Below are 17973 nucleotides of genomic sequence, written 5' to 3' on the forward strand. Positions count from 1 at the left end.
AAGCCGTCCTACGTCCGGCTCAGCGCAGCCGGGAGGAGGACAGGATCGACGCCAGGTGCGCGACCACCATCCCCCAGGTGATCACGGTGATCGCGGCGACCGTCGCCTGCGTCGGGTCGGTGTTGCCGACCACCGCGTCCACGACCGCCGCCGCCAGCAGCACCAGCGAGGCCTCGATCCCGTTGGTCACCCGGTGGATCTTGAACACCGACGCCAGCCGTCGCGCCGTCGCGATGCCCTGCGAGCGGGGCTGCGTCGACTCCTCGTTCGCCGGTGCCATCCCGCTGCGCGCCCGTGCCACGTCCACCAGGTCGGTCGACGCCTTCAGCAGCACCACGCCCAGCGCGGCCGCCAGACCCACCGACACCCACAGCTCCGAACCGCCCCGGGCCGCCCGGACACCCGCGCCGATCATCAGCGCCGCGTCCGCCAGGTACGCGCCGAGCCGGTCGACGTACACCCCGGCGATGCTGAACTGCCGCTTCCAGCGAGCCACCTCGCCGTCCACGCAGTCGAACAGCAGGAAGCCCTGCATCAGCACCACCGCCAGCACCGCACCCGGCAGCCCGGGGATCAGCAGCGCCGCCCCGGCACCCACCCCGCAGACCACCATCACCCAGGTCAGGGTGTTGGGCGACACCGAGGTCCGCACCAGCTGCCGGGTGACCCGCAGCGACACGGCGCGCATGTAGAGCCGCCCCGCCCAGTGCTCCCCGTTGCGGCTCGCCAGCTTCGCCTGCGGCTGGCAGACCTCCCGCAACTCGGCCAACGCCGGAGCAGCGACCGCCATGATCCGACCCTTCCCTTCGCCCGTGTGATCTCACCCGCGTGATCTCACCTGTGTGATCGTCCGGCCCGACCGGTCCAAACGATCACACAGGCTAGAGGAGGCCGGGCCGGCCGGCCGACCCGGGCGTCACACCAGGGCGACGCCCGCCGGCTCCGGCGCGCCGTCCCGGTACAGCCAGGCGCGCTCGACGGCGGTCCAGGTGGTGGTGGTCAGCAGGTAGACCCCGGCCGCCAGCGGCACGAGGGCCGCGAACAGCACCGTGCCGAAGGACAGGTACGGCAGGAACGCCGGCCCCGGCTGCGGCGGCGTGCCCGGCACCGCCTTGGCCGCCTGCGCGGCCTGCGCGCGCCGGGCCCGCCGGAAACCGGCGTACGCCACCGCCGCCAGGCCCGCGTACAGCACGGCGAACACCGCCCACTGCCCCGCGCCCTGGACCTGGCCCACGTGCAGACCGAGCGGGGCGCCGAACAGGGTGTGGCCGAGCAGGTCGTTCGGCGTGGTGAACAGCCGGTACATCACCGAGAAGAACGGGATCTGCACCAGCATCGGCAGGCACCCCGCGAACGGCGAGGCCTTCTCCTCCCGGTACAGCTCGGCGAGCGCCGCCTGGAGCTTCTCCGGGCGGCCCTTGTGCTTGCGGTTCAGCTCGGCGACCCGCGGCGCCAGCCGGGCGCGCGACTTCTCGCCGCGGGCCGCCGCCCGCGCCAGCGGGTGCAGCGCCAACCGGACGCAGACGGTGAACAGGACGATCGCGAGCGCGGTCGGGACGACGTGCGCGAGCGCGGCGACGATGTCGTGGGCCAGGCCGACGGCCGGGTCGAGAACAGCGAAGACGGACATGACGGGGTGAGCCCTCCGGGGCCTCGGGGTACGAGTGGTCGGCGGAGGACGGCCGCGCTTGTGCGGCGTGCCGGGAAGGGACTGCTTCCGGGACGGGACTACGCGGCCGCCGGGGCCGCCCCCGGCGCCCTCGGGCGCCGTCGGCCCCGGGCGTCCGGATCGCGCTGCGGAAGGAACGCCGTCCGGAAGGCGCGCCTGCGCAGCACCCCGCTCCGCACGCTCGCGGGCGCCCGCGCCCCCAGCAGCCGCGCGACGACCAGCGCCCCCGCGACCGCCCCGGCCACCAGCACCACGGCCGCCGCGGCCGCCACCGAGGTCAGCGACCCGCCACCCTCGGCGAGCCACTCCCCACTCAGCACCCGGAGCACCCCGAGCAGCATCGCGATCACCGTCACGTCCCCGCCCTCCCTGTGCGCTCCGGACCCGTGCATCAGCTCTGTCAGGGCAGAAGACGACCGAACCCCCGCGAAGGTTCCCGGTTCAGGACGTCTGGAAGGCGCTGACCCACACCTGGCTCGTCCCGTCGTCCCGCGCGGCCAAGCAGACGCGCGTGCCGATCTGCTTGGCCGGACCCGGTGAATAGAAGTCCCCGCAGGTCAGCGGGAGCGTGCTCGATGGATCGGGTGCACCCACGTGCTGGAAGCCGGCCAGATCCACGCCCTGGACGTACCTGCTCTCGGCCCAGCCCGAGACAGTGAGGGTGCCCTTGAAATCCTCCAGTCCGGCCTGCGGCACCCGGAACGCGAGGACGGCGAAGTCGTCCTGGAACCCGTTCTGGTAGCCCCACCGGATGTCGATCGCCGCGGCCGGGATTCCCACATGGGCGAAGCGGGACACCTCGTCCGCGCTCGTGGACATCCAGGCGCCTGGCCGCCCACTGTCGGGCTCGGGATGGCGAGACTCGTAGTCCAGCCAGTAGAGGCCGCCCACGGCGGCGGCCACCAGCACGACCAGCGCCGTGAATCCGCCGATCAGCAACCGCCGACGGGAGCGGCCGGTCGTTGCTGAGGCTCGTGACGTGGAGGTCACCGTGTCTCCCTCCCGGCGTCGGTACGCCCGCCCTCCCGGTCGGCGTACCGCTCACCCGTGCCCGCAGGCAGGACCGGCCCGGTGTCACTCACCGTCCGCGTCGACGGTGTACTTCGGCCGCTCAAGTTGTACTCCTGTGCCAGGCCCGTCTGGTGGAGGCCCTGCATGTCCGAGTCCGAGACGCTGATACCGGCGATGTTCGTGCTCTTGCCCGAGTCCCAGTTGTACCGGTCCCACACATTGACCTGGTACTGCATCGCTACCGCAGGCTTGCCGTCGGACCCCGGTCTCACCGTGACCAGGCCCGACACCACACACGCTTGGCTGCCCACAGCGGTGAACCAGTTCGACTGGCTGCCCTGCGGGAACGTGTAGTCGTTGGTCCGACTGCGCGGGGTTTCCACCGGGACGGCGACCGGCGCGCCACCCGCCTCCCGGTAGGCGGCCAGCGCGGTCTCCCGCCACGCAGCGTCGTTCGTGGCCAGCAGGGAGTCCACGTGGACGCGGAAACCCGGATCGTCGCGCAGCATGCGGTCGACATCCACGGTCAGCGGCTCGCCGGTCGCGTCGAGGAAGTGCTGCAGGTGACGGGCCGCGTCCGTATTCCCTTTGAAGTCGCCGCCGGCGACGAGCAGGCCGGCGAAGGCACGGAAGGACCGTTCCCCGGCGCCGGGCTCGCGGACGTTGAACGGGCCCGCGCCGTCGGTCGGTGGCGACCACACATAGGTCGGGTCCAGGATTCCGGCCTCGATGAGGCGATCCGGTGTCAGCTCCATCAGTTGTGAGCGGATGGCGGGGTCCACCGCCGCCCACCAGGCCGGGACGTCCTTGCGGTCCTTCGGCATACCGACAGCGCCGATGACATCGGCCTTGGCGTTGTCCACGGCCCCCGGCCGGGTCGCCGGGTCGACCTCGGTGGGGTCGAGGGCGCGGAGGGTGGCCGTGGCCGTGGTGTCGGCCTCGGTGGCGGCCGACACGGCCTTCCGCATGGCCTCGACGTACTGCTGGAGTTCGTCCCACTTCCGCCGCCGGTAGGCGATCGCGTCCGGATCGTTGCGGTCCTCGGGCGGCAGCGGCGGCAGCGTGACGGTGCCGTCGGCGGCCACGGTGGCGCCGAGGGCCTCGGCGTCGCCGATGGCGCGCAGCAGGGTCTGCCGAGCCGCCTCGAAGGCGGACCTGGCCCGGCGCAGGGCGGCGGTGACGGCGAGGGCCTCGTAGTGGAAGGCGGTCAGCTCGTCGGCGAGCAGTCCGATCTCACGGGTGGCCTCGTCGGCCGCGACGCCGGTCCAGGCGCGGGTCCCGCCGGGAGCGAGGGAGCCCGGCGCGACGCCGGTGAGCGGTTGCAGGACGCCGGACCGGATCTGGCCGGCGATCTGTTCGGTGTGGCCGGCGACGCCGTTCCAGGTGTCCCCGGCCTTGTCCAGCGACTCGAAGGTGGCGTGCCGGAGCTGCGCGAAGGTCACCATGGCTCACTGCGCCTTGAACGGGGAGGCGGCGGACGCGTCCGCCGAGCGGTAGGCACCGGCGGTGGCCTCCAGCCGGTCCGCGGTCAGCCCGAGGCGGTTGTCCAGGCTGGTCCACCGGGCCTTCCACCAGGCGAGTACCTGGGTGAGCGCGGCGCCCGAGGCGAAGGAGTCGGTGGACAGGGCCCGGGCGGCCGCTTCGGTGTCCGGCTCCGCGTGGCCGACGGCGTACCGCAGTTCGCCCTGGAGGTGGCGGGCCGCTCCGGCGGCCCGACGGAGTGCGGCGGGTTCCACGGTGACCGGAGCACCGGCGGAGGGACCGTTCGCCCAGGGACCCGCTCCGCTGCCGGGGCCTGGGATCCCGGAGGGCGGTCCGTCCTGGCCGTAGAGCCATGGATTCCGCTGTGCCTCGGTGGTGTCGCTCACGATCGGAACCCCCCCGGTGTGACTGCTCGTGTGCGTACCGTAACGGATGGCCGGCGTCCGTGCGATCGATTTATTGGATCGGATCGAGCGCGAGGTGTAGCCGCGGGTGCTACGCGGGGCTACCTTGGGAGGATGAAGACGATTACCCAGCGGGAGTTCCGGAACAACTCCGCCGCGGTGATGGACGCCGTGGAGGCGGGGGAGACCTTCCACATCACCAGGAACGGGGTCGAGGTCGCGGAGCTGCGGCCGGTCGTGGGGCGGCGGCGGCTCACGGCGGAGGAGTTGGTGGCGCGGCACGTGAAGCTGCCGCGGGTGGACTACCAGCAGATGCGCAAGGAGGCCGAGGAGGACTTCGGCCCGGAGGAGCTGGTCGGGGACGAGGACGGCGACCCGTTCGAGCGGCCGCGGCGTGGCTGAGCGGCGGCGGGGCCCCCGGCGGCGGCCCGCCGGGGTGCTGGACACGTGTGTCTACATCGACCTGGCGCTGCTCAGTCCGGCCGACCTGCCGGCCGTGCCGGAGCTGACCGCGATCACCTTCGCCGAGCTGCAGCAGGGCGTCTCCATGGCCCGCGACCCGATCAGCCGGGCGGCCCGGATGGAGGTGCTGGGCGCGGCGATGGCGGACTTCGAGCCGCTGCCCTTCGACGCGGCCGCCGCCGCCCGCTACGGGACCCTGGTGACCCTGACCATCGCCGCCGGGCGGCAGCCGCGTCCGCGCCGGATCGATCTGATGATCGCCGCGATCGCCTCCGCGCACGGCCTGCCGCTGTACACGCGCAACGTCGCGGACTTCAAGGGGCTGGGCTCGGCGGTCGAGGTCATCGGCGTCTGACCCCGCTCAGCCGCCCGCGGTCCGCAGGGCCGCCGCGCCCTCCCGCTCGACGCGCTCGGCCAGCGCCGCCGCGGCGAGGGCGGCGGGCCGCCGGTCGCGCCCGCGGTGCACGACCACGGGCTTTCCGCCCGCTCCCACGGCGGCGACGACGGCCCAGCGCGGCCGGCCGGACAGCCGCAGGAACAGCAGGCGGAGGCCGTGGTCGAGCCCCAGCAGCAGCAGGACCGGCAGCAGGAGGACGAGGCCCAGCCCGTCGGTGATCATGCCGCCTCCCGAGGCCGACGGGCGGCAGGCCCTGGCCACGGCCCGGAAGCGGCCGAGCCAGACCACCGCGATCCGCACCGGCTCACCGCCGTCCGGGCCGCCGACCTCGGTGAACGCATGACGCTCGCCGCGCTCGCCGCGCGCCCAGGCCGCCCGCAGGGCAGCCGCGCGCTCGGTCCGCGCGCGCTCCGCCCGCGCCGCGTCGGCCGCCGCCGCCCGTCGTTCGAACTCGGCGGTCCACTCCCGCTCCCGGCGGCGCTGCTCCCCGCCCCCCGTCACGCGAGGGCGGCGGTGCCGTCGTGTTCGATCCGGTCGGCGAGCGCCGACGCGGCGATCAGGGCCTGCCCGCGGCGGCGGGTGCGGTGGACGGCGACGGGGGTGCCGTCGGCGGTGGCGATGACGGCGTAGTGCGGGCGGCCGGTCAGTTCGACGAACAGCCACCGCAGGGCGAGCGCCAGGAGGGCGAGGGCGCCGACGAGCTCCCACAGCGCGGCGAGGAGCCCGAGGAGGCCGGCGAGGAAGCGGTCGCCGGTCCGGCGCTTGTCGGGCTCTCCGTCGGCGGGCAGTCCGGCGCCGGCCCACACGACCCGCAGGCCGACCGGCCGGCCGTCCGGGGTGGTCACCGTGACCGGCGTCCCGTGCACGTTCTCGCCCCGGGCCCAGCTGCGGCGCCGCAGGGCGACCGCGTCGGCCCTTGCCCGCCGCCGCTGCTCCGCGCTGTCGCTCAGGCCCTTCCGGTACCGCTGCTCCCAGCTCCGCATGGGGTGCAGCGTAGGCGGACGGGGGAGCGGGCCGACAGGGCCGGCGGGCCGAGTTCAGCGGAGTTCAGTGACCCGGTCGGGCCGGGGCCGGGGCCCGGGTCAGCCGAGACGGACGGTGGTGCCGGTGGCGGCGGAGGCGCGGGCGGCCTCCAGGACGGTGAGGGCGGCGACGGCGTCGCGCGGGTCGACCGGCGGCGGGGTGCCGGGGGTGGCCAGGGCGGCGGCGACGCCCGCGTAGAAGGCGGGGTAGTCGCCGGGGTCGGTGGGCACCGTCACGGCGGACTCGTCGGTGCCGAGGACGCCGTCGCGGGCGGGGTCCTCGGTGCCCCAGGGGGTCGCGGCGGCGGGGTCGGGGCGCAGCCCGGAGCGCAGCGCGGCCTCCTGCGGGTCCATGCCCCACTTGACGTACCCGGCGGTGTCGCCGAGGACCCGCAGGTGCGGGCCGACGAGCGGGGCCACGGCGCTGGTCCACAGGTGGGAGCGGGTGCCGTCGGCGTGGGTGAGGGCGAGGAAGGCGTCGTCGTCGACCACCGCGCCGTCACGCCGGATGTCGATCTCGGCGTACACCGTGTCGGCCGGCCCGAAGAGCGTGAGCGCCTGGTCGACGAGGTGGCTGCCCAGGTCGTAGAAGGTGCCGCCGACCTCGGCCGGGTCGGCGAGCTCGCGCCAGCCCGCCTTGGGCTTGGGCCGGAAGCGCTCGAAGCGCGACTCGAAGCGGTGCACCCGGCCGAGCGCGCCCTCGCGGACCAGCCGGGCGGCGGTGAGGAAGTCGCCGTCCCAGCGGCGGTTCTGGAAGACGGTGAGCAGGGTGCCGCTCGACTCGGCGAGCGCGCAGAGTGCGCCGGCCTCGGCGGCGGTCCCGGCCAGCGGCTTGTCGACCACGGTGGCCAGCCCGGCGGTCAGGGCGGCGCGGGCGAGCGGGGCGTGGGTGCGGTTGGGGGAGGCGATGACGACCAGGTCGAGCGCCTCCGGGTCGGCGAGCAGCTGCTCGGGCGTGTCGAGGGCGCGCGCCCCGGGGTGCTCGCGCCGCAGCTGCTCCCGGCGCTCCGGGTTGGCGGTGACCACCGCGTCCAGCCGGAGCCCGGGGGTGGTGGCGATGAGCGGGGCGTGGAAGGCGGAGCCGGCCAGGCCGTAGCCGATCAGACCGACGCGGAAGGGCGGGTGGCCGCCGGAGGGGCCGGTCGGCGGGACGGGGCGCGCGGAGGTCGTCATGCGGCCTACTCAACCACGGCGCGCCCGTCCGGCCCCGGATTCGGCGCCGCCACGGGGCGGGCCGTCGAGGGGGCACGTGCGGGCGCGCCGGGGGCGGGCGCCGTGCCGCCGCCGCGGTGGGGGGCGCGGCGGCGTGGCGTTCACGGTAGCGGGGTCGGACCCTGCTGCCGAAGGGGGAATCGCTGCGGTTAGGGGCGTCTTAAGGAGCCCTTGAGGAGGGCATGCCGAGCGGCCTCGGCGTCCCGGGGCGTCCCGGCGGGCGGGACGTACTGCCGTCGACCTGGTGTGCGGATTAGGCTGTGGCCCGGTTGGGGCAGCCAGCAGTACCCCCGGCGGTCCGGTGTCCCGAGGAGGGTCCGGCCGGTGGGAGGCGCAACGGTGACGGCGATGCGCCGCAATTTCGTACGACCATCGCCATCGCATGACATGGCAAGACTTCGGGAGACACGCACGTGGCAGACCGCAAGCCCATCGAGTCCTGGCTGACCGACATGGACGGTGTCCTCATCCACGAGGGCACCCCGATTCCGGGCGCGGAGGAGTTCCTGCGCCGGCTGCGGGAGTCGGGCAAGCCGTTCCTGGTCCTCACCAACAACTCCATCTACACCCCGCGCGACCTCAGCGCCCGACTGGCCGGCATGGGCCTGGAGGTGCCCGAGGAGTGCATCTGGACCTCCGCCCTGGCCACCGCCAAGTTCCTGAAGGGCCAGCGCCCCGGCGGCACCGCGTATGTGATCGGCGAGGCGGGCCTGACCACCGCGCTCTACCAGGCCGGCTACGTGCTGACCGACAACAACCCGGACTACGTCGTCCTCGGCGAGACCCGGACCTACAGCTTCGAGGCGCTCACCAAGGCGATCCGCCTGATCAACCAGGGCGCCCGCTTCATCTGCACCAACCCGGACGAGACCGGCCCGTCCACCGAGGGCGTGCTGCCGGCCACCGGTTCGGTCGCGGCGCTGATCACCAAGGCGACCGGCGTCGAGCCGTACTTCGTCGGCAAGCCCAACCCGCTGATGATGCGCGAGGCGCTCAACACGGCCGGCGCCCACTCGGAGACCGCCGTCATGATCGGCGACCGGATGGACACCGACATCGTGGCCGGCATGGAGGCCGGCATGGAGACCATCCTGGTGCTCACCGGCCTCACCGCCGCCGCCGACGTGGAGCGCTTCCCGTACCGGCCGACCCGGGTGGTCAAGTCGATCGCGGACCTGGTCGAGCTGATCTAGTCCCGAGCCGCTGTCGCGGGCCCCGCTCCCGGCCGGTCGTGTTCCGACGGCCGGGAGCGGGGCCCGTTCGCTCTGCGCCTCGGGACCGCCGGGGAAGGGGCCGGTTCGGCGGCGGGGGAGCCGGTTGTCGGTGGGCCTGTGTAGCGTTCGGGGTGAAAGAGGGCGTACGGCGCGAGGGGCGCGATATGCCCGCAGGTCGGGGCGGTGCGGCGGTGAGCGGCCGTCCGGTGGGAGGTAGAGGTCGTCGTGACGGACACGGTCGAGGCGGGGACGGTCGAGGCGAACGTGGGCGGGACGGAAGCGGGTGCCGGCCTGGAGCTGCCGGGTTCCTGGCAGGCGGTGCTGGGCGCCGAGACGGAGAAGCCGTACTTCGCCGAGCTGGCGGCCTTCGTGGCGGCCCAGCGCGCGGAGCACCAGGTCTTCCCGCCGAGCGGGCAGGAGTTCTCCGCGCTGGAGGCCACGCCGTACGAGAAGGTCCGGGTGCTCGTCCTCGGGCAGGACCCGTACCACGACGACGGCCAGGCCCACGGCATGAGCTTCTCGGTGCTGCCGGGCACCAAGACACCGCCGTCGCTGCGCAACATCTTCAAGGAGCTGGACGCCGACCTCGGCATCCCGGCGCCCGACAACGGCTACCTGATGCACTGGGCCGAGCAGGGCGTGCTGCTGCTCAACGCGGTGCTGACGGTGCGCGCGCACGAGGCCAACTCGCACAAGGCCAAGGGCTGGGAGAAGTTCACCGACGCGGTGATCAAGGCGGTGAGCGCGCGCGAGGAGCCGGTGGTCTTCGTGCTCTGGGGCAACTACGCGAAGAAGAAGCTGCCGCTGATCGACACCGACAAGCACGTCGTGGTCCAGGGCGCGCACCCGTCGCCGCTGTCCGCGAAGCTGTTCTTCGGCAGCCGGCCGTTCTCGCAGATCAACACCGCGCTGGAGGGCTTCGGGGTCGACGCGATCGACTGGCGGATCCCGGACCTCAAGCAGGCCTGAACCGCCGCACCCCCCGGCCCGTCCTGACGGAGCGTCTCCCGGTCCGTGAGAGCCCGCCGTTCACCCGATAGTGGGCGGCGGGCGGGGCCCCGTGTGCGAAGCTTGGGGCCGGCCGGGGTGGCCCGGACCGGGTCGGGGGAGGGGCGGTACGTGCGCCGAGTTGGGCGAGGGGCGGGGTTCCGGCTGGCCGCGGGGGCGGCGCTGCTGGGGCTGCTGGCGGCTGCCACGGGATGCTCGGGGGGCGGCGGAAGCACCTCCGGAGTCAAGGGCGCTTCCGGCGAAGGGAGTTCGACCGGGACGACGGCCGCGCCGACCGTACCGGCCGCATCGCCCGCGTCACCCGGGGCGGGTGCGGCCGCGCTGCCGCAGCTGCCCGGCCAGACCTTCTACGTCTCCGACCGGACCGCCGTCGCCCGTCAGTCGGCCGCCCTGCGCGGCCGGGGCCGGACGGCGGAGGCCGACACCCTGCTGCGGATCGCCGGCCAGCCGTCCTCGCAGTGGCTCGGCGACCAGGCGGCCCGGGACATCGCCGACCAGGTGAGCCGCCGCGCCGCCGAGGCCGACCGCACGCCGGTCTTCGTCGCCTACAACATCCCGCACCGGGACTGCGGTCTCTACTCGGCCGGCGGCGCGCCCGACGCCGCCGCCTACCGGGCCTGGATCACCGGCCTGGCGGAGGCCCTCGGCGACCGCCGGGCCTGGGTGGTGCTGGAACCGGACGCCATCGCGCACACCCTGGACAGCTGCGGGGTCAAGGGCGATGCCGCCGCCGAGCGGTACGGCCTGCTGGCCTTCGCCGTCCAGGAGTTGAAGAAGCGCCCGCGGGTGCGGGTCTACCTGGACGCCGGGAACCCCGGGTGGACGTCGGACCAGTCCGCGCTGGCCGAGGCGCTGCGCAGGTCGGGCATCGCGGCGGCCGACGGCTTCGCGGTGAACGTCTCCAACTTCTTCACCACCGACCGCAACGCCGCGTTCGGCGCCCAGCTGTCCGCCCTGCTGGACGGCAAGCACTTCGTCGTCGACACCAGCCGCAACGGCAACGGCCCGCTGGACTCCGAGGCGTGGTGCAACCCGCCCGGCCGCGCGCTCGGCGCGCCGCCCACGAGCGAGACCGGGCGGCCCGGCGTCGACGCGTACCTCTGGATCAAGAACCCGGGGGAGTCGGACGGCGAGTGCGGTCGCGGCGAGCCCCCGGCGGGCGAGTTCTGGCTCCCGTACGCGCTGGGGCTGGCGACGGCGGGTGCCGGCACCGGTACCGGCGGCGGCACCGGCACCGCGGGGTAGCGGCGGGCTGCGCCCCGCGCCCGCCGGCTCAGGGCGTGACCTGGATCCAGCGCGCGGGCGAAGGGGTGCCGGCGGCGTCCGTGACGAAGAGCATGTACCAGCCGGGCGGCAGCAGGTTCGGGTTGGCGGGCAGGGTGAGCGCGACGCCGTCCGCCGTGCGCGCGCCGATGTCCAGGGCCACCGAGCGCTGTTCGACGTCGGTGGCGTGGGTGACCGAACTCGGCCGGACCAGCTTGGCGGTGGAGATGCGGTCCGGCGCGGACGTGGCCACCCGGACGGTGCCGCCGAGCCGGGCGGCGGCCGGGGCGTCGGTCAGCTCCGGCCGTTCGCCGCGGAACAGGTAGGCCGGACTGTAGATCTCGATCCGCTGCTCGAAGGTGCCCGGCTCGGTGCCCGCCTTGTCGTTGAAGAGCGGGTCGGAGCCGAGCACCGCCACCCGGCCGTCGGGCAGCAGCAGCGCCTCGGAGTGGTAGTTCCGGCCGACGGTGGGCTCGGCGGCGGTGGTGAAGGTGTTGGTGTCCGGGTGGTAGGTCTGCGCCTTGAGCAGGTCGCTGCGGTGCTTGCCCCGGTAGTCGCGCGAGCCGCCGGTGGTGAAGACGGTGTCGTCGGGCAGGATCACGCTGTTGAGGTAGCGGGTGCCGCCGGCCGGAAGGTCGGGGCCCGGGGTGAACGCGGGCTGCGCGGCGTTGAGATCGGCGATGTCCGTGCGGGCGGTGGAGAGCGGGGACTCGCCGACGCCCCCGCCGCCGAGCACCATCACCTTCTGCGCCTGCGCGGGCGGCAGCAGCACGGAGGCGGACGTCTCGGTGAGCTCCGGATCGCGCAGCCCGGGGACGGGCCGGAAGCTGTTGTCGGTGAGGTCCCAGAGCCCGGGCTCCCGGCCCTTGTCGGCGGGCCCGTAGCCGGCGTTCGAACCGGAGTAGAAGAGCCGGCCGGTCGCGGTGAGGAAGATCGACGGGTAGGTCGGGAAGTAGCGGTCCGGCGCCTTGGACCAGGTCTTGCGCGCCGGGTCGTAGATCTCGTTGTCGTTGCCGCTGAGGATCTGTCCGGTGTCGTCCAGCCCGGAGACGGTGACCACCCGGCCGTCGCCCAGCCCGGTCAGCGTCGGGTACCAGCGGGCGTAGGCCATGTCGGTGACCTGCTCGTACAGTTCGGTGTCCGGGTTGAACTCGAAGGCGGCGCGGATGCCCTGGTAGTCCTGCTTCTCCAGGGTCATCCGCTCGGCCGTGCCGTAGACGTTCCGGGCGTCGGCGCCGGTCAGGCCCTTGACCGTGAACTGGGCCGGGGCGTCCAGCACCGAGGCCCGGCCGGGGACCACCGCCTCCGCGAACACCCGGGTCTCGGCGGCCTTGACGACGGTCGCGGTGCCGGCGCCGGTCTTGGTCGCGGCGGGGACGGTGACGTCGTCGGTGGAGACGTACTCGCGGCCGTCCGGCGCGCGGAAGACGGTGCCCCTGGGGAGGGTGTGGGCGGCGTCCGGGTCCTCGTTGCGGATCCGCATGGTGCCCGCCGCCTTCTTCACCGCGCCGTCCAGCGCCTCGTAGCGGCGGGTGCCGCCGGCCACCAGCATCCGGCCGTCGGGCAGCGCGGTGTGGCCGCCGCAGAACATGTCGGCGGGGGTGGGGACGTTCTTGTAGGTGTTGGCGACCGGGTCCCAGAGCAGGCTCCTGAAGGTGCCGGCGTCGAAGTTCTTCTGGTTGTTGCCGGAGCCGGCGATGATCAGGACCTTGCCGGTGCGCAGCAGCGCGGCGTGGATGGCGTTGATCCGGAACTCGGCGGGGAGCACCAGGGTCTGCCAGTGGCCGTACTCGGCCTTGTAGGCGGGGCGGTTGATCACGTAGTGGTGGTACTGGTCGTTGGCGAAGCCGAGGACGGCGGGCGCGTTCATCCCGGCCACGGTCAGGGCGACGGTGCTGCCGAGGGCGAAGCGCCGGGTGCGGCCGGTGTGGCGGATCTTCACGGTGGTTCGTCATCCCCTCGTGGCGGGCGTGGCCGCGGGTGCGGGCGTGGATTCGGACCCGGGGTCGGACCCGGGGTCGGGAGCGGGATCGGACCCGGGCTCGGGAGCCGGGCCGAGCGAGAGGGTGGAGACGGGCCGGGCCCGGCGGCGCTGTACGGCGTCCGCGGCGAGCAGCAGCATCGGCAGCAGGCTGAGGAGGAGGGCCAGGCAGGCCCAGGTCCGCATGGCGATGTGGTCGTGGCCGGTCAGGAAGGAGGCCGCGACGGCGCCGCCGAAGACCAGCGCCCAGAAGAGGTGGAGGCGGAAGGTGTGGATCCGGTCGGGGCTGGTCGACTCGCCCTTCGGCGTCACCACGAACCGGCTGCGGATCCGCAGCAGGGTCTGCAGCAGCGACGCGGCGTAGATCGGCCCGCACAGCGCCGACATCACCATGCCCGCCACGCCCGACGATCCGGCCGGCTCGTGCGGGCTCACGTTGTGCTTGCGGTTCCAGGTGTAGAGCAGCATCTGCAGCGCGGCCGCGTCGCTGTAGAGCGCCATCCACAGCTCGGAGGACACATGCACGCCCGAGGCGCCGAAGCCCAGGTAGAGCACGCTGGACACCCCGCCGAGCAGCCAGGTCAGCGCCGCCATCGGGTAGTAGGAGACCATCAGCGTGTAGTTCAGCAGCCGGCCCGGTGACAGCCCCCACGCCGCCCGCCAGTACTGGGTCAGCAGGGTCTCGTAGGTGCCCCGGCTCCAGCGCAGCTGCTGGGAGAAGAAGTCCGTCCACGACGACGGCCCCTCGCCGACCGCCAGCACGTCCGGCGTGTAGACCGACTTCCAGCGCTCGCCGGTGGCCGGGTTGCGGTGCCGGTGGAACTCCAGGCCGGTGGCCATGTCCTCGGTGACCGAGTCGTACAGCCCGCCGATCGAGCGCAGCGCCCCGATCCGGACGGCGTTGTTGGTGCCGACGAACATCGGTGCGCCGTAGCGGTTCCCGGCCCGCTGGATCAGGGCGTGGAAGAGGTACTGCTGGCTCTCCGAGAACTTGGTGACCAGCGAGCCCGAGGTGCGGTAGTTCCCGTACACCTGCGGGCCGACGACGAACGCGACGTCGGGGTCGCGGAAGTAGCCGAGCATGCGTTCGCAGAACTCGGGCAGCGGCACGTGGTCGGTGTCCACCGAGACCCAGAAGTCGTAGTCGGCGCCGTACGCCTGGAGCCAGCTGTTGTAGTTGCCGTGCTTGGTCCGGGCGCGGAACCGGCCCTTGGGCGTGTTCCACTGCGGGATGTCGTCCCGGCTGAAGTGGCGCACGCCCAGCCCGTCGCAGAGATCGCGCATGGCGGGATCGTTCCCCTCGTCCAGCAGCCAGACCTGGAAGGGGCCGTCGTGTCGGACGGCCAGCGCGGCGGTGAGCGTGGCGCGCACCATCTCGGGCGGCTCCTTGCCCGGGACGAAGGTGGTGAGGAAGGCGACCCGGGTGCCGCGTTCGGGCGTCACCGGGACCGGGTCGCGGGCGGCGAGCGTCGCATGGGCGTTGGAGACGACGTTGACCAGCCGGAACACCTCGACCAGCGCGATGATCGCGATCATCACCTTGTCGCCGGCGAGCAGCCAGGTGTCGGTCTCGCCGGGGCGGACCGGCCAGTGGCCCGGCTGGAGCAGCCAGACCAGCAGCACGCCCTCGACCAGGGGCGCGGCCAGCAGGAGCAGCGTGGCCCGGACGCGGTGCGGTTCGCGGCTCAGCAGGCTGCGGTAGCGCACCCGGTACGGCTCATCGGCGGCGGTGACCTCCTCCGCGCGGCCGGCGAGCCGGCTGAAGTAGGCGTAGTCGTAGGGGGCTTCGGGAACGGCGATCGGTTCGGGAGCGGGGGGCGACTCCGCGACGGGGGGCGGTAAGGGTCCCGGAACGGGGGGTTCCGCGCCCTTCGCCCGACGCGAGAACGGCCCGGTCATGTGCGCTCCCCCCGTGGCCGGCCGCGCGGACCCGCCTCTTCGTGCGTGCTCCGACCAGGGGTGTGCGATCCGGTGCTTCGCACGGTCGCCCGGCGGTTCCGGTGATTCCGGACCGTCAATCACTAAAACGTGTACGATCGATCGAGGTGTGTGACGGTGCGGCGGCGTCGAATGCGGGATCCCCGCGGTGCCCCCGGACTCCCTTCCGGGGAAACCGGACCCCCTGGCTTCCCCAACTGTCGCGGAGGGTGCGCCCGATTGCAACCGGTCAGGGGAATGACCAGCGCGTGGACCGGTGAATATGGCGATTCCCGGCCAATTGCCCGCATGTCGGTGTTATAGCGGCGAATCATCGGCCGCCCTTTCCGGACCATTCGATTCCGCGGGTGGCTCGGCGGGCGGGTGGTATGGGGCCGGCCGCCATAGCAGGATGGGCTGATGCATCGTCCGGGCACATGTCGCAGCCCGCACGTCCGGCCTACGGTTCCGGCATCCGCCCTCGCGGCACCCCCGGGTCGCCGACCGGATCGCGCCCGGATCGCCGTGCCGCCCGGCGCCGGCCCACAGGAGGTAGTCCAGCATGAGCCAGCCCGAGAGCCCGATCGACCACTTCGCCGGGGCCGAGACCGAGCACGGGACCGAGCCCGAGCCCGAGCCCGAGCCCGGGGCCGGGACCGGGGCCGGGACCGGGGCCGGGACCGCTCCGGAGCGGATCGCCGTTCCGGTCCCCGGCGGGGAACTGTCCGTGCTCCGCTGGCCGGCCACCGTGCCCGGCGCGCCGACCGTCGTGGCGGTGCACGGCATCACCGCCAACGGCCTCGCCTGGTTCGAGGTGGCCCGCCGGCTGGCCGGGCGGGCCACCCTGCTCGCGCCGGACCTGCGCGGGCGCGGCGCCAGCCGCGACCTCGGCGGGCCGTACGGACTGGCCCGCCACGCCGACGACGTGGCGGCCCTGATCGGCGGGCTCGACCTGGGGCCGACCGTCGTCGTCGGGCACTCCATGGGTGCCTGGGTGGCGGCCCTGGCGGCCGTCCGCCACCCGGAGCTGGTCGGCCGGGTGGTGCTGGTCGACGGCGCGGTCAGCTTCCCGCCGCCCGAGGGCGTGAGCGAGGGCGACGCCCTGGCCGCCGTGCTCGGACCGGCGCTGGCCCGGCTGTCGATGACCTTCCCCGACCGGCAGGCGTACCGCGATTTCTGGCAGCGGCACCCGGCCTTCGTGGGCGGCTGGTCCGCCGGGATCGACGCCTACACCCAGGGCGACCTCGTCGGCGAGGAGCCCGAACTGCGCTCCTCCTGCGTGCTGGCGGCGGTCGAGACCGACGGGGCGCAGGTCCTGCTGGACCGGGACGCGGCCGCCGCCGTGCACCGGCTGCCCTGCCCGGGCGAGCTCATCTGGGCGGAGCGCGGTCTGCTGGACGAGCCGCAGGGTCTCTACGACGAGAAGCGGCTCGCCGCCGCCGGGCTGGACGGCACCCACCCGGTCCCGGCCTCGGTGGTGCCGGACACCAACCACTACTCGATCCTCTGGGGCGGCGCCGGGGCCGGGACGGTGGCCCGCGCCGTGCTCGGCGGGCCCTGTGGCTCAGATCGCTAGCCGGCCGCGCCGAGGAAGGACTCCCAGCCGCCGGCCGGTGCCTGCCCGACGTTGAGGGTGCGCAGCTTGCGCAGGGTGGACTGGTCCTGGACCTCCAGCCACTCGACGAGCTGCTTGAAGGAGACCAGCCGGACCTCGGGCCTGCTCGCGACGGTCTTCAGCACCTCCTCGACGGCGTCCATGTAGATGCCGCCGTTCCACTGCTCGAAGTGGTTGCCGATGAAGAAGGGCGCGCGGTTGCCGTTGTAGGCGCGGTCGAACCCGGCCAGGTAGGCGTCCCGGGCCTGGGCGCGCCACTCGTCGTACTTGGCCGGGTCCCCCTTGGTGGTGCCGGACGACTGGTTGGCCAGGATGTTGTAGTCCATGGAGAGCACCTGGAAGGAGTGCCCCGGGAAGGGGATGCTCTGCAGCTGGAGGTCCCAGATCTTGCCGTCCTGCACCTTCTGCGGCCAGATCTGCTGGCCGCCCGAGGAGCTGGCGTCGTACTTCCACCCCAGGTTGGCGATGGTCGGCAGCAGGGCCTTCTGCCCCTCCAGGCAGGGGGTGCGGCCGCCGATCAGCTCCTTCTTGTAGTCGAAGGGGAGCGGGTCGACGTCGGTGAAGCCGGTGTTGGTCCGCCACTGGGTCACGAAGCCGACGGCCTGGTCTATCTCGCTCTGCCAGTCCTCGGGGGTCCACTTGTTGACGCCGTTGCCGTCCGAGCGGGTCGAGCAGAAGTGGCCGTTGAAGTGGGTGCCTATCTCGTGGCCGGCCAGCCAGGCCTGGCTGATGAGCTTGAGGGTGGTCTTCACCGCACCGTCCGACAGGTAGGGGATGTCGGAGGCGCCGACCGCGTGCTTCGGCGGGTGGTAGAGGTCGGCCTTGCCCTTGGGCAGGGCGTAGATGCCGGAGAGGAAGAAGGTCATCGAGGCCTTGTGCTCCTCGGCGAGCTTGAGGAACCGGGGGAACTGGCCGTCCTCGGTGCCACCGGCGCCGTCCCAGGAGAAGACCACGAACTGCGGCGGGCGCTCGCCCGGCTTGAGCTTCTCGGGCTTGGGCTGGTTCGGCTGCGGTCCGGTGTCGGAGGTCGAGCCGTCACCGATCGGCGTGCCCTTGGCCGGGGTCCCGGTGGGGGTGCCGGTGGTGGTCGGCCCGGAGCTGCCGGTGCCGGTCGTGGAGGTGGGGGCGGAGCCCGGCGCCGATCCGGTGGGACCGGCCGGCCCCGAGCCGCCCCCGGAACAGGCCGCCACCGCTCCGAGAGCCGCCGTCGCGGCGGTGGCTGTGAGCACGGTCCTGCGCGAGATGCTGCCCATCGTCTCCCCTGGATCGTCCGGACCGGGTGGTGATCACGGCCGGAGCCGCATCGGTCATATCAG

Annotated in this window: 18 protein-coding genes; 6 read left to right on the forward strand and 12 right to left on the reverse strand. The window is 73.6% G+C overall.

Translation table 11 applies throughout. The annotated features are described in order from the left end of the window. Positions 1–19: 19 nt before the first annotated feature. The 6 genes from ACFVVU_RS19920 to ACFVVU_RS19945 form a co-directional block, all read right to left on the reverse strand. On the reverse strand, positions 20–790 hold the full coding sequence (locus ACFVVU_RS19920; RefSeq protein WP_380688282.1) for a CDP-alcohol phosphatidyltransferase family protein: 771 nt from the start codon (positions 788–790) through the stop codon (positions 20–22). A 126-nt stretch (positions 791–916) separates the two neighbouring features. Next, entirely contained in the window at positions 917–1630 is a 714-nt protein-coding gene (locus tag ACFVVU_RS19925; RefSeq protein WP_387791208.1) for a YidC/Oxa1 family membrane protein insertase, read from the reverse strand. A gap of 98 nt (positions 1631–1728) precedes the next feature. Further along, a complete protein-coding gene (locus ACFVVU_RS19930) occupies positions 1729–2025 on the reverse strand; it encodes a DUF6412 domain-containing protein (protein ID WP_380688286.1) in 297 nt (98 codons plus the stop codon). An 85-nt stretch (positions 2026–2110) separates the two neighbouring features. Beyond that, on the reverse strand, positions 2111–2608 hold the full coding sequence (locus ACFVVU_RS19935; RefSeq protein ID WP_387791209.1) for a hypothetical protein: 498 nt from the start codon (positions 2606–2608) through the stop codon (positions 2111–2113). Between the two features lie 47 nt (positions 2609–2655). Then, on the reverse strand, positions 2656–4125 hold the full coding sequence (locus ACFVVU_RS19940; protein WP_387791211.1) for a hypothetical protein: 1470 nt from the start codon (positions 4123–4125) through the stop codon (positions 2656–2658). Positions 4126–4128: 3 nt separating this feature from the next. Continuing rightward, the gene (locus tag ACFVVU_RS19945; RefSeq protein ID WP_387791212.1) at positions 4129–4548 is read right to left on the reverse strand and encodes a hypothetical protein; all 420 of its coding nucleotides are present in this window, start codon (positions 4546–4548) and stop codon (positions 4129–4131) included. Between the two features lie 132 nt (positions 4549–4680). On the opposite strand from ACFVVU_RS19945, the gene ACFVVU_RS19950 reads away from it, so the two are divergent. Together ACFVVU_RS19950 and ACFVVU_RS19955 are read left to right on the forward strand one after the other, a co-directional pair. Next, complete coding sequence (locus ACFVVU_RS19950) at positions 4681–4968, forward strand: type II toxin-antitoxin system prevent-host-death family antitoxin (RefSeq protein ID WP_355370544.1); 288 nt, start codon at positions 4681–4683, stop codon at positions 4966–4968. Positions 4969–5002: 34 nt separating this feature from the next. Further along, a complete protein-coding gene (locus ACFVVU_RS19955; RefSeq protein WP_380715236.1) occupies positions 5003–5383 on the forward strand; it encodes a type II toxin-antitoxin system VapC family toxin in 381 nt (126 codons plus the stop codon). 6 nt (positions 5384–5389) lie between these two features. On the opposite strand, the gene ACFVVU_RS19960 is transcribed toward ACFVVU_RS19955, so the two are convergent. From ACFVVU_RS19960 to ACFVVU_RS19970, 3 genes are all read right to left on the reverse strand, one after another. Further along, the gene (locus ACFVVU_RS19960; protein ID WP_387791215.1) at positions 5390–5926 is read right to left on the reverse strand and encodes a hypothetical protein; all 537 of its coding nucleotides are present in this window, start codon (positions 5924–5926) and stop codon (positions 5390–5392) included. Further along, entirely contained in the window at positions 5923–6408 is a 486-nt protein-coding gene (locus tag ACFVVU_RS19965; protein WP_387791217.1) for a hypothetical protein, read from the reverse strand. The genes ACFVVU_RS19960 and ACFVVU_RS19965 overlap by 4 nt, the downstream gene beginning before the upstream one ends. Positions 6409–6507: 99 nt before the next feature. Further along, complete coding sequence (locus tag ACFVVU_RS19970) at positions 6508–7620, reverse strand: Gfo/Idh/MocA family oxidoreductase (RefSeq protein ID WP_387791219.1); 1113 nt, start codon at positions 7618–7620, stop codon at positions 6508–6510. A 452-nt stretch (positions 7621–8072) separates the two neighbouring features. On the opposite strand from ACFVVU_RS19970, the gene ACFVVU_RS19975 reads away from it, so the two are divergent. From ACFVVU_RS19975 to ACFVVU_RS19985, 3 genes are all read left to right on the forward strand, one after another. After that, positions 8073–8852 carry an HAD-IIA family hydrolase gene (locus tag ACFVVU_RS19975; RefSeq protein ID WP_355370040.1) on the forward strand — a complete coding sequence of 260 codons (780 nt, stop codon included), beginning with the start codon at positions 8073–8075 and terminating at the stop codon, positions 8850–8852. Positions 8853–9164: 312 nt separating this feature from the next. Then, positions 9165–9842, forward strand: coding sequence for a uracil-DNA glycosylase (locus ACFVVU_RS19980; protein WP_355370160.1), 678 nt, complete (start codon positions 9165–9167; stop codon positions 9840–9842). A gap of 150 nt (positions 9843–9992) precedes the next feature. Next, positions 9993–11126: a glycoside hydrolase family 6 protein gene (locus tag ACFVVU_RS19985; protein ID WP_380687335.1), complete on the forward strand. Its 1134-nt coding sequence runs from the start codon at positions 9993–9995 to the stop codon at positions 11124–11126. 28 nt (positions 11127–11154) lie between these two features. Here ACFVVU_RS19985 and ACFVVU_RS19990 read toward each other — a convergent pair whose 3' ends face one another. Continuing rightward, a complete protein-coding gene (locus ACFVVU_RS19990) occupies positions 11155–13086 on the reverse strand; it encodes a galactose oxidase-like domain-containing protein (RefSeq protein ID WP_387791221.1) in 1932 nt (643 codons plus the stop codon). Positions 13087–13095: 9 nt separating this feature from the next. Continuing rightward, the gene (locus ACFVVU_RS19995) at positions 13096–15024 is read right to left on the reverse strand and encodes a glycosyltransferase family 2 protein (protein WP_387791223.1); all 1929 of its coding nucleotides are present in this window, start codon (positions 15022–15024) and stop codon (positions 13096–13098) included. 580 nt (positions 15025–15604) lie between these two features. Here ACFVVU_RS19995 and ACFVVU_RS20000 point away from each other — a divergent pair. Then, on the forward strand, positions 15605–16618 hold the full coding sequence (locus ACFVVU_RS20000; protein WP_387791225.1) for an alpha/beta hydrolase: 1014 nt from the start codon (positions 15605–15607) through the stop codon (positions 16616–16618). On the opposite strand, the gene ACFVVU_RS20005 is transcribed toward ACFVVU_RS20000, so the two are convergent. Continuing rightward, positions 16615–17910, reverse strand: coding sequence for a hypothetical protein (locus tag ACFVVU_RS20005; protein ID WP_387791227.1), 1296 nt, complete (start codon positions 17908–17910; stop codon positions 16615–16617). The genes ACFVVU_RS20000 and ACFVVU_RS20005 overlap by 4 nt on opposite strands. Between the last annotated feature and the right edge of the window lie 63 nt (positions 17911–17973).

Origin of the sequence: Kitasatospora sp. NPDC057965 (assembly GCF_042887135.1) — a bacterium.
Taxonomy (GTDB): domain Bacteria; phylum Actinomycetota; class Actinomycetes; order Streptomycetales; family Streptomycetaceae; genus Kitasatospora.

Excerpts from the sequence above, each read along its gene's own strand:
- ACFVVU_RS19995 (WP_387791223.1), bottom strand. The coding sequence starts at position 15,024 with ATGACCGGGCCGTTCTCGCGTCGGGCGAAGGGCGCGGAACCCCCCGTT.
- ACFVVU_RS19925 (WP_387791208.1), bottom strand. The coding sequence starts at position 1,630 with ATGTCCGTCTTCGCTGTTCTCGACCCGGCCGTCGGCCTGGCCCACGAC.
- ACFVVU_RS19940 (WP_387791211.1), bottom strand. The coding sequence starts at position 4,125 with ATGGTGACCTTCGCGCAGCTCCGGCACGCCACCTTCGAGTCGCTGGAC.
- ACFVVU_RS19970 (WP_387791219.1), bottom strand. The coding sequence starts at position 7,620 with ATGACGACCTCCGCGCGCCCCGTCCCGCCGACCGGCCCCTCCGGCGGC.
- ACFVVU_RS19920 (WP_380688282.1), bottom strand. The coding sequence starts at position 790 with ATGGCGGTCGCTGCTCCGGCGTTGGCCGAGTTGCGGGAGGTCTGCCAG.
- ACFVVU_RS19950 (WP_355370544.1), top strand. The coding sequence starts at position 4,681 with ATGAAGACGATTACCCAGCGGGAGTTCCGGAACAACTCCGCCGCGGTG.
- ACFVVU_RS19965 (WP_387791217.1), bottom strand. The coding sequence starts at position 6,408 with ATGCGGAGCTGGGAGCAGCGGTACCGGAAGGGCCTGAGCGACAGCGCG.
- ACFVVU_RS20005 (WP_387791227.1), bottom strand. The coding sequence starts at position 17,910 with ATGGGCAGCATCTCGCGCAGGACCGTGCTCACAGCCACCGCCGCGACG.
- ACFVVU_RS20000 (WP_387791225.1), top strand. The coding sequence starts at position 15,605 with ATGAGCCAGCCCGAGAGCCCGATCGACCACTTCGCCGGGGCCGAGACC.